At 42.6% G+C, this 8,001-nt stretch carries 7 protein-coding genes; 1 reads left to right on the plus strand and 6 read right to left on the minus strand.

Annotated features, from left to right (window positions below):
- Window positions 1-103: 103 nt before the first annotated feature.
- Together E5A76_RS12370 and E5A76_RS12375 are read right to left on the minus strand one after the other, a co-directional pair.
- Window positions 104-1,138, minus strand: a complete 1,035-nt coding sequence (locus E5A76_RS12370; RefSeq protein ID WP_161119119.1) for a formimidoylglutamase — start codon at window positions 1,136-1,138, stop codon at window positions 104-106.
- 34 nt (window positions 1,139-1,172) lie between these two features.
- Window positions 1,173-1,901 (minus strand): IclR family transcriptional regulator, encoded by a 729-nt coding sequence (locus E5A76_RS12375; RefSeq protein WP_053987594.1) that lies wholly within the window; start codon window positions 1,899-1,901, stop codon window positions 1,173-1,175.
- Between the two features lie 418 nt (window positions 1,902-2,319).
- Between E5A76_RS12375 and E5A76_RS12380 the strand changes: the two genes are divergently transcribed.
- Window positions 2,320-3,042, plus strand: a complete 723-nt coding sequence (locus E5A76_RS12380) for a YebC/PmpR family DNA-binding transcriptional regulator (protein ID WP_161119120.1) — start codon at window positions 2,320-2,322, stop codon at window positions 3,040-3,042.
- A gap of 74 nt (window positions 3,043-3,116) precedes the next feature.
- Here E5A76_RS12380 and E5A76_RS12385 read toward each other — a convergent pair whose 3' ends face one another.
- The 4 genes from E5A76_RS12385 to E5A76_RS12400 are packed head-to-tail and all read right to left on the minus strand — an operon-like array spanning window position 3,117 to window position 7,847.
- A complete protein-coding gene (locus E5A76_RS12385; RefSeq protein ID WP_161119121.1) occupies window positions 3,117-4,268 on the minus strand; it encodes an ABC transporter permease in 1,152 nt (383 codons plus the stop codon).
- A complete protein-coding gene (locus E5A76_RS12390) occupies window positions 4,269-5,438 on the minus strand; it encodes an ABC transporter permease (RefSeq protein WP_161119122.1) in 1,170 nt (389 codons plus the stop codon).
- A gap of 1 nt (window position 5,439) precedes the next feature.
- Complete coding sequence (locus tag E5A76_RS12395; protein ID WP_161119123.1) at window positions 5,440-6,417, minus strand: HlyD family secretion protein; 978 nt, start codon at window positions 6,415-6,417, stop codon at window positions 5,440-5,442.
- 2 nt (window positions 6,418-6,419) lie between these two features.
- Window positions 6,420-7,847 (minus strand): TolC family protein, encoded by a 1,428-nt coding sequence (locus E5A76_RS12400; RefSeq protein ID WP_053987589.1) that lies wholly within the window; start codon window positions 7,845-7,847, stop codon window positions 6,420-6,422.
- Window positions 7,848-8,001 lie beyond the last annotated feature (154 nt).

Below are 8,001 nucleotides of genomic sequence, written 5' to 3' on the forward strand. Positions count from 1 at the left end.
TGTTTTTATATACAGTCATCATCTACTCTAAAAAATACTAAGAAGAAATGAATTTACAAAATATAGCAATAATATAAAGCCACTCATAGGAGCGGCTTCATCACTACAAACAGCGAGAGATTAATTGCACAAGCTTCGCCGCTAATTTCGCAGTTTGATTGGCATAATCGTATTCAGGGTTTAACTCAGCAATATCAACTAACTTTACTTTGCCGCTCGCCATAATGTATTTAATTGCCCACTCGACCATAGGTAAGCCTACACCCTGCATTTGGGTCATATTAACGCCTGGGGCAATTGAAGCTGAAAATACATCAAGCCCAATGCTTAAATGGATCACATCCACACTATCAATGTATTTATCGAGTTTGGCTTGTACCGCTTTTTTATTGCGTGATGTCATTTGGCTATCAAGTAACCATTCACAGCCAAGATCTTCTGCTAATTTAAACATCGCTTGGGAATTTGCGTGATCGCAGATCCCTAAACCTAAGTAGTGAAATTCTCGATGCTGCTCTTTGCTATAGCACAGTGCGGTGTGAAAAGCTGAGCCTGAGCGTACCGCTAAGGTTGGTCGCAACTCAAAGTGGGCATCAAAATTAATGATACCGACACGAGGTTGGCATGGTTGAACCGAAGTATATTCAATCGACTCAGAACTGTATTCGACACAACTCGCATTCGTTTCCGACACTAACCACTCAGTATGGGTGTGAGCCATTTCAGCAGCATGATCAGAAAGCGCTTGATAACTCGCAATTGAGATCTCATGCCCACCACCTAGAACTATAGGGAAATGTCCTGCTTTTAAAATTTCGCCTAATGTTTGTGCTTGCTGCTGGCTTAATGATGAAAAGTTCATGTCATCATTAAGCGCTTCAATATCACCCGCATCATAAAATGGCAGTTTTGAATGAGAATGTGTATGCGGCAAAATACGGCGAATACTTGAAGGACCATCTTTCGCACCTTGTCGACCTCGATTCCAGCCAATACTGAGGTCAGAAACCACACCAAGTAATACCACACCATGTTCTCGTTGTTGGGTGTAAGGAGAAATTAGCGTATGTGTTCGATGTTGACCAAGAGATTTCGTCTCATTCGGTTTAAAGAGTTTTTTTAACTGATCTACAAACATACGTTTCCCTTCCTTTGATCAAAAACGTGATGAATTAATGTTGAGGCGGTAACGCACGAGCCGCCTGCAATACACACATAACTATTTTATTTTTACGGCTGTTGATACGCTCTGCTGGCGCCATCACACTCACAGCACCTGCCACTTTATTACCCATGAAAACAGGTGCACTCACACCTGAAACCCCTTGGTCAATTTCAGAAGTACTAATCGCAAATCCATCTTGTTTGATCAGATCAAGTTCTGTTAGCCATGCATCAACTTGCTCTTTCTCTGTGATCTCATAATGATTCAAAATTCTCATCTGACGAGATAAAGGTAAATACGCCAAAATCACTTTTGCAGAAGCACCACGGATCAACGGCTGACTTTGCCCTTTCTCATAACTACAACGAAGTGCGTATGGGCTATCTATACTATCGACACACAAGGCATTAAAACCTACAGGCACCATGTATGCCGACATTTCACCCGTTTGTTGCTGTAGTCGTTTTAAAATAGGACGAACGCCATCTGGTAATGGTGAATGCATATGGAAATTGCGTTGTAACTGCAGTGCAGCAGGGCCAGCACTATAAGTATTGTGACCATGATTTTCTTCAATTAAGTTCCAGTCACGTAACAGCGCCAAATAGCGATAAAGGCTGCTGATTGGCATGTTCATTTCAGCACTTAACTGCTGTGCTTGCTGTGGTACTGGAGAAGCTGCGATATGAATCAAAACTTGTAGCAACTTTTCATTAGCACTAAGAGAATTTGTCACGATGGTGGCTTCTTATTTTTGTATGATGATTTGTTTTAACCAATAAAAGAGTAACTCGCAAACACAATTCTTACCATATGAGAAAAGCAAAAATTAAAATGCGCAATATTCTTATATTGTGAGACTGAAACATCTCTGCATTACTGTTTATCAGGTTTTCTCCTCTGTACTGTCTTATGTCGTAGTAATTTCACCATCTCATTTATTGATACGTTCTGAATTTGTTAACAAAACGCTCTGCTACGTCACAGTCTTAAAAAAGATGTAAATAATTGGATAATTACTCCTTCACCCTAATGATAAAAAATATGGTTTTACTAAGCTAAATAGCAGATCCCGCTAGCAATAACAGGGGGGTTGCTGGTAGAATCCTTGCAAAATTGACCGTCTCAAACAGTAATAAAGAGAGTGATTCCTCATGGGAAGAAAGTTCGAAGTTCGCAAATTAGCGATGGCGAAAACTCAAGGCGCAAAGATCAAGGTGTACTCTAAGTACGGTAAAGAAATCTACGTTTGTGCTAAGAATGGTGGTATCGATCCAGATGGCAACCTTTCTCTTCGTCGTCTAATCGAAAAAGCGAAAAAAGACCAAGTTCCATCGCACGTTATCGACAAAGCTATTGATAAAGCTAAAGGCGGCGGCGGTGAAGATTACTCTACTGCTCGCTACGAAGGTTTTGGTCCTGGTGGCTGTTCTGTAATTGTTGACTGTCTAACAGACAACAACAACCGTACTTTCATGGATGTTCGCCAAGCGTTTGTTAAAAATAACGCTAAGATCGGCAGCCCAGGTACCGTTGGTCACATGTTCGAGCACCAAGCGGTATTCGAATTCAAAGGTACTGACGAAGAAGTTGTACTAGAAAATCTAATGATGGAAGACGTAGATGTTACTGACATCGTTTGTGAAGATGGCATGATCACTATCTACGCTCCTCACACTGAATTCTTCAAGGTTAAGAACGCACTAACAGCAACAATGCCTGAGCTAGAGATCGATGTAGAAGAAATCTCTTTCGTTCCTCAGACAATGACAGAGCTTGCTGGCGACGATATCGCTGCATTCGAGAAATTCCTTGATGCACTGAACGATTGTGATGACGTACAAAACGTTTACCACAACGCTGAAATGGCTGACTAATTTCTAGTTTGCTATTGATATAAAAAAGGTCACCTGATGGTGACCTTTTTTGTTTCTGTTGAATGATTATTGGCTTAGCGACTGACTTTTCGTGCTCGTGACATTAACCAAAACGCTAACACACCAAAACCTAATGCTTGTAGCCATAATTGCTGCCACCAGCCAATCATCTGAGCAAATGTCGCTCCCATCTGATTCAAGCCAAGGAAACCATTGATTGCAGGCGTTGACGGTGCTAATTGCGATAATTCACGTAGTAAGGTTGGTAGCTCTGACGTTGGCCAAATAAAACCAGCGGTAAAGACTAGCGGTAACGAGCTCAGTAGTACCACTAATGTCACTAATTCACAGCGTGGAAGCAATTGCCCTAATACCATGCCTAGCATAATCACAGCCAACAAGAAGGCTATTGTCATCGATACTAAGTCAGGAATAGATGCTAAGCGGTTGACACCATAATAAGTAAAGGTAAAACCAAAGTAGTAACAAGCTAATACCAGATAAATCATCACGAAGATAAACGCACGTACCATCATGATCATCCATACTGGATATTCAGCCCAATAGCCAGTTTTACCCGCAGCACGAGCCTCGTTTTCAGATGCCCCCACCATGCCGACACCAATTAACAGTGTTTGATGCAAAATCAGTACAAATACCGCAGGTACGACGTAATTGATATAACCCATTGTCACGTTAAACACAGGACGCATATTGAGTTTCATCGCACTGTATTGCTCAGTGGCTTGAACGAAGTTATCCCCTTTCAAGACCAAACGGTTAATTTTGGCGTGAACACCTAAATCAGCTCCAGCTGAGCTTAAACCCTCAACAATCGTACCGTACACTAAGAACAATGCCGCATTACCTGCATATGCCAGTGTTGGGCTAGTACCCAGCATCACATCTTTGTAGAAGTCATGAGGGATCACTAAAATCCCTTCGACTTGCCGATCTAATAACGCCTGTTTAGCCGCATCAATACTGCCTAGGTGCTGAGTAATATGAACCTGTGGTGTTGCATCAGCCATACGGATCAATTCTCGGCTCATCTGCGTTTGATCAAGATCAACAACGGCCACTTTCTGATCACGAGGAAGCTCATTGGTATAAGGCAATGGATATAAAAACGAGTAAAAAATCACACCGCCAAATACTGTAAAAACTAAAGAAACATTAGTAAAAATGGCTTTTAGCTCATGCTTAAATAAATTTAACCATCCCATCTAGGCTTCCCCTTTTACAGTATTGCCACTTAGTGCTTTACGACGATGGACTAACATCAACATCACAGCTAATACCATCGCAACCATAAACCACGACAGAATAAACAATTGATGAGAAGCCTGATACCAACCTGTGCCGTAATCCACTTGCTGTAATTGCACTTCAATGTAATGACTAACTGGTAATAAGCTACGCCACATTTTGGCAATCACAGGCATATCAGTTGCCGGAAAGGTAATGCCCATAAAAGCAAAAGCTGGTGCGGTAAATGCGGCCACAAAACTCATTGCACGAGGCACTTCCATTGCTAAAAAGTAAATGAATGCCCCCATACTTTGACATGCCAACACCATTAGTAATTGTGCGACAATCAAAATATGCCAATCACCATGCATCGGCCAATCGAGTGCGACATACATCCACCACAAGAACAACAAACCTTGGATCAGAAATAGTCCTGTATAAGCAGCTAACTTACCCATTAATTTAGAAACAGGTGATGTTTGTAGCCATTGCCACAACCCTTGTGTTCTTGCTTCATGCGCAATGGCTAACACCGTGGTTGCAACAATCAAGATCTGCCAAATCGACGGAATAATGGCTGAGACTAAGAACTGACCATAATGGCTATTACTGTTAAATAACGGCGTAATTTGCCCACGTATAGGTACGGCTTGTCCCATCGCCTGTAAAGGAACTGGAGCCCCTGTTGCCATATTTTTAACAGTTTCAACGCCCGCATTAAATGTACCTTCTGCAAGTAACATTGCGGAGTTGATCAATTTACCGATCAAAATAAATTGCCCGTTATAAAACGTGGTGATCTGCGGCGAATAACCTAACTTGGTGTCTTTTTCAAAGTTATCGGGGATCACCACCATGGCATAGATCTCGTTCGCTCGCATCGCTTCACTGCCTTGATCTGGGCTAGTAAATTGACGTGTCACCGCCATCGTCGGGCTTGCATCTACATAGCGAGTGAAATGGCGTGACAACTGGCTATGATCAAGATCGACAACCCCGACAGGCAAGTTATGAGCGATACCCGCTGAAAAAATAGCCCACATCGTAAGAAATAACACTGCAGGTAACCACAGTGTTAATGCTCGTAGCCAGCCATCTTTCCATATGTTTCGCCATTCTTGCTTCACATATTGAAAGCCATTCATATTACTGCTCTACAATTACGCTCATGCCGACACGTAGACCATCAATAGGCTGTGTGGGACGTGCTTCAACTTCGAAAGTACGCATATCAAAGCCTTTCGCTGTATCAGTCGCACGCCAAGTCGCAAAGTCCCCCATCACAGCAACATGCGTCACTTTGAAGGTATAAGCTTTATCACCTAATGCAGGAATCGTTGCTTTGAACTCTTTTCCTTCCTGGTAATCTCTTAGCTTATCTTCACGAACGTTAAACACTGCCCACGCATCGTGAATGTCAATGATGTTCACAACAGGGAAACCTTGTGGTGCTAACTCGCCATCGTGCAGTAACACTTGAGAAACCTCACCTTGGTGCCAACTAGAAATCTTAGTATCTGCCGCATAAGCTTCAACTTCTGCTACTGCGCCAGCCGCCATTTTCACTTTCTCTTGTGCCGCACGTTTTGTCTCTACTCGCGCACCTTCTTTTGCCATCTCATACATTTCATAAGCGGCACTTTCAGTGTATTGCGCAGCTTGCCATTGGGTATAAGCTTCATCACGTTTTTGCTCAGCAATCACGCCATCTTTATAAAGGTTGTTCACACGAATATAGGTTTTATGCATCAACTTCGCCGCAGCTGTTGCTTTACGCCATTGATCTTCTGCCGCAGCTACTTGCTGACGACGAGCGCCTTTTTCCGCTTCTTCAGCCAATGCACCAGCAGCCGATTCACCGGCTTTTGCTTGCTCTAACTTGGCATCAATTTCCGGGCTTAAAATGGTGAAAATAAGTTGGCCTGGTTTTACTTCATCACCTTTGCGTACAAGCACTTGATCAATACGACCTGCCACTTTCGATGAAATATTGTATTGCTGTGCTTCAATCTGACCTTGCATACGTTCAGGTTGAGGCTGGTAAGCGTGCCAGAAGGTATAACCCAACCAACCCACAACAGCGATCACAGGAACCGCCACTGCCATAGATTTCAACTTACTCATTTTTAAACCTCGATACCTTGATATTGCTGATAGTTGTTGAAGGTGTTCATCTCACCGCTTATTGCCAATAAGCGAGTTAGACACATAACGTATTGATAAGCCGCAGCTAAGCGCTGAGTTTTCACAGCAGAGAGATAAAGCTCAGCATCCACCACATCCAGAGAGGTAGATAATCCTTGGCTAAAGGCTTTTTCACGTAGACGAATATTTTCTTTCGCTAATGCTAGGCTTGATTTCAAACCATTGTATTCTTCCAACGCTTGGTTTGCTTCTCGATAAGTTTTTTCTACCAATACGCTGAGATCTTGCTCTGCTTGAGCGCGTAAGTGATTCACTTGCGTCACCATCGAATGGGCAGCTTTCACTTTGCCTGAACGACCAGAGCTATCAATAAGCGGTACACTGACACCAATACCGACAGCCCAATCAGGAGCCATCTTAGAAGCTAAACTGTCATTCTCATACAGGTTGTAATCACCGTATAAGTACACTTCTGGATAGTATTTCCCTTTCTCTACATCGATTAAGCCATCAGCTTGCTTACGTTTCGCATCTAAAATGTGAAGACCGGGATAACTTGCAAGCGTCTTATTGAGAAAAGATGACATTGGCGGCAGGGAGCTATTAATAAATAGCTTAGTGGTTGGTACTGCAGTGCTCGATTGTTGCAACAGTTTCGTTAACGCGACTTGAGCGATTTCTAAATCGCGTACTGATTTTTGGGTATCAACTTTCGCTTTATCGTAAGCTGATTCCGCTTGCAGGCGCTCTACTTTGGCTATCTGACCTTGCTGTTGCAGCTTTATTGCATGTTCATAATGACGTTTTAGCCCTGCTTCAACCTCTTTACGGGTTTCAACGACTTTCTCAGCCAGTACAACACCAAAGTAAAAGCGGGATAAATCTTCAAATTTCGCCTGCTGCATCATAGCTAACATATATTTCGCCTCTTGGGTTTTCCCTTGAGCGATATCTTGTGCTGCGCTAATGCGACCACCAGTAAAGATAGGCCAAATCGCACGAACTGAGCTGGTTAACACATCACGATCTGCAATCGTTGATGTTAACGCTGAATTAAGATCTAACCCTGTTACTTTCGTAAGCTCAGCTATGATTTTGGTTAACTCTTGCCCCGCAGGCGTTGATGATGCAGGCATACTGCCAAACAAATCTGATGGCGATAGTTTGACATCTTGATCAAGGCGCGTGTAGTTTGCTCCTACCGTCACGGTAGGTAGATATAAATCACTCGCCGCATCTTGCATATGCTCAGCTTGCGCAACACTAGCGCGCTCAGCGGCTAAACCATCATTCTTTGTGACGACTGTATGCCAAGCATCGCTGAATGCAATTGGCGATGCGTAAATACTTGGCGCAATAGCAAGCAATGCGATAGCCAATGGCTTAACCATAAATGGTTTTATTCTCATAGAGGTAACCCTTTGATACCCGTCTCTCATGTACACGTGATTCATTTTAGAGTAATAACTCTAAAATGAAATAGTTTTTTATTAGTTACCATTTCACCTTATAAATATAAGGCGGTACAAATATTATTGTTAAATATAATAATACCTTAAAAAC

The organism is Photobacterium lucens (assembly GCF_009873615.1).
In the GTDB taxonomy this organism is placed as follows: Bacteria; Pseudomonadota; Gammaproteobacteria; order Enterobacterales; family Vibrionaceae; genus Photobacterium; species Photobacterium lucens.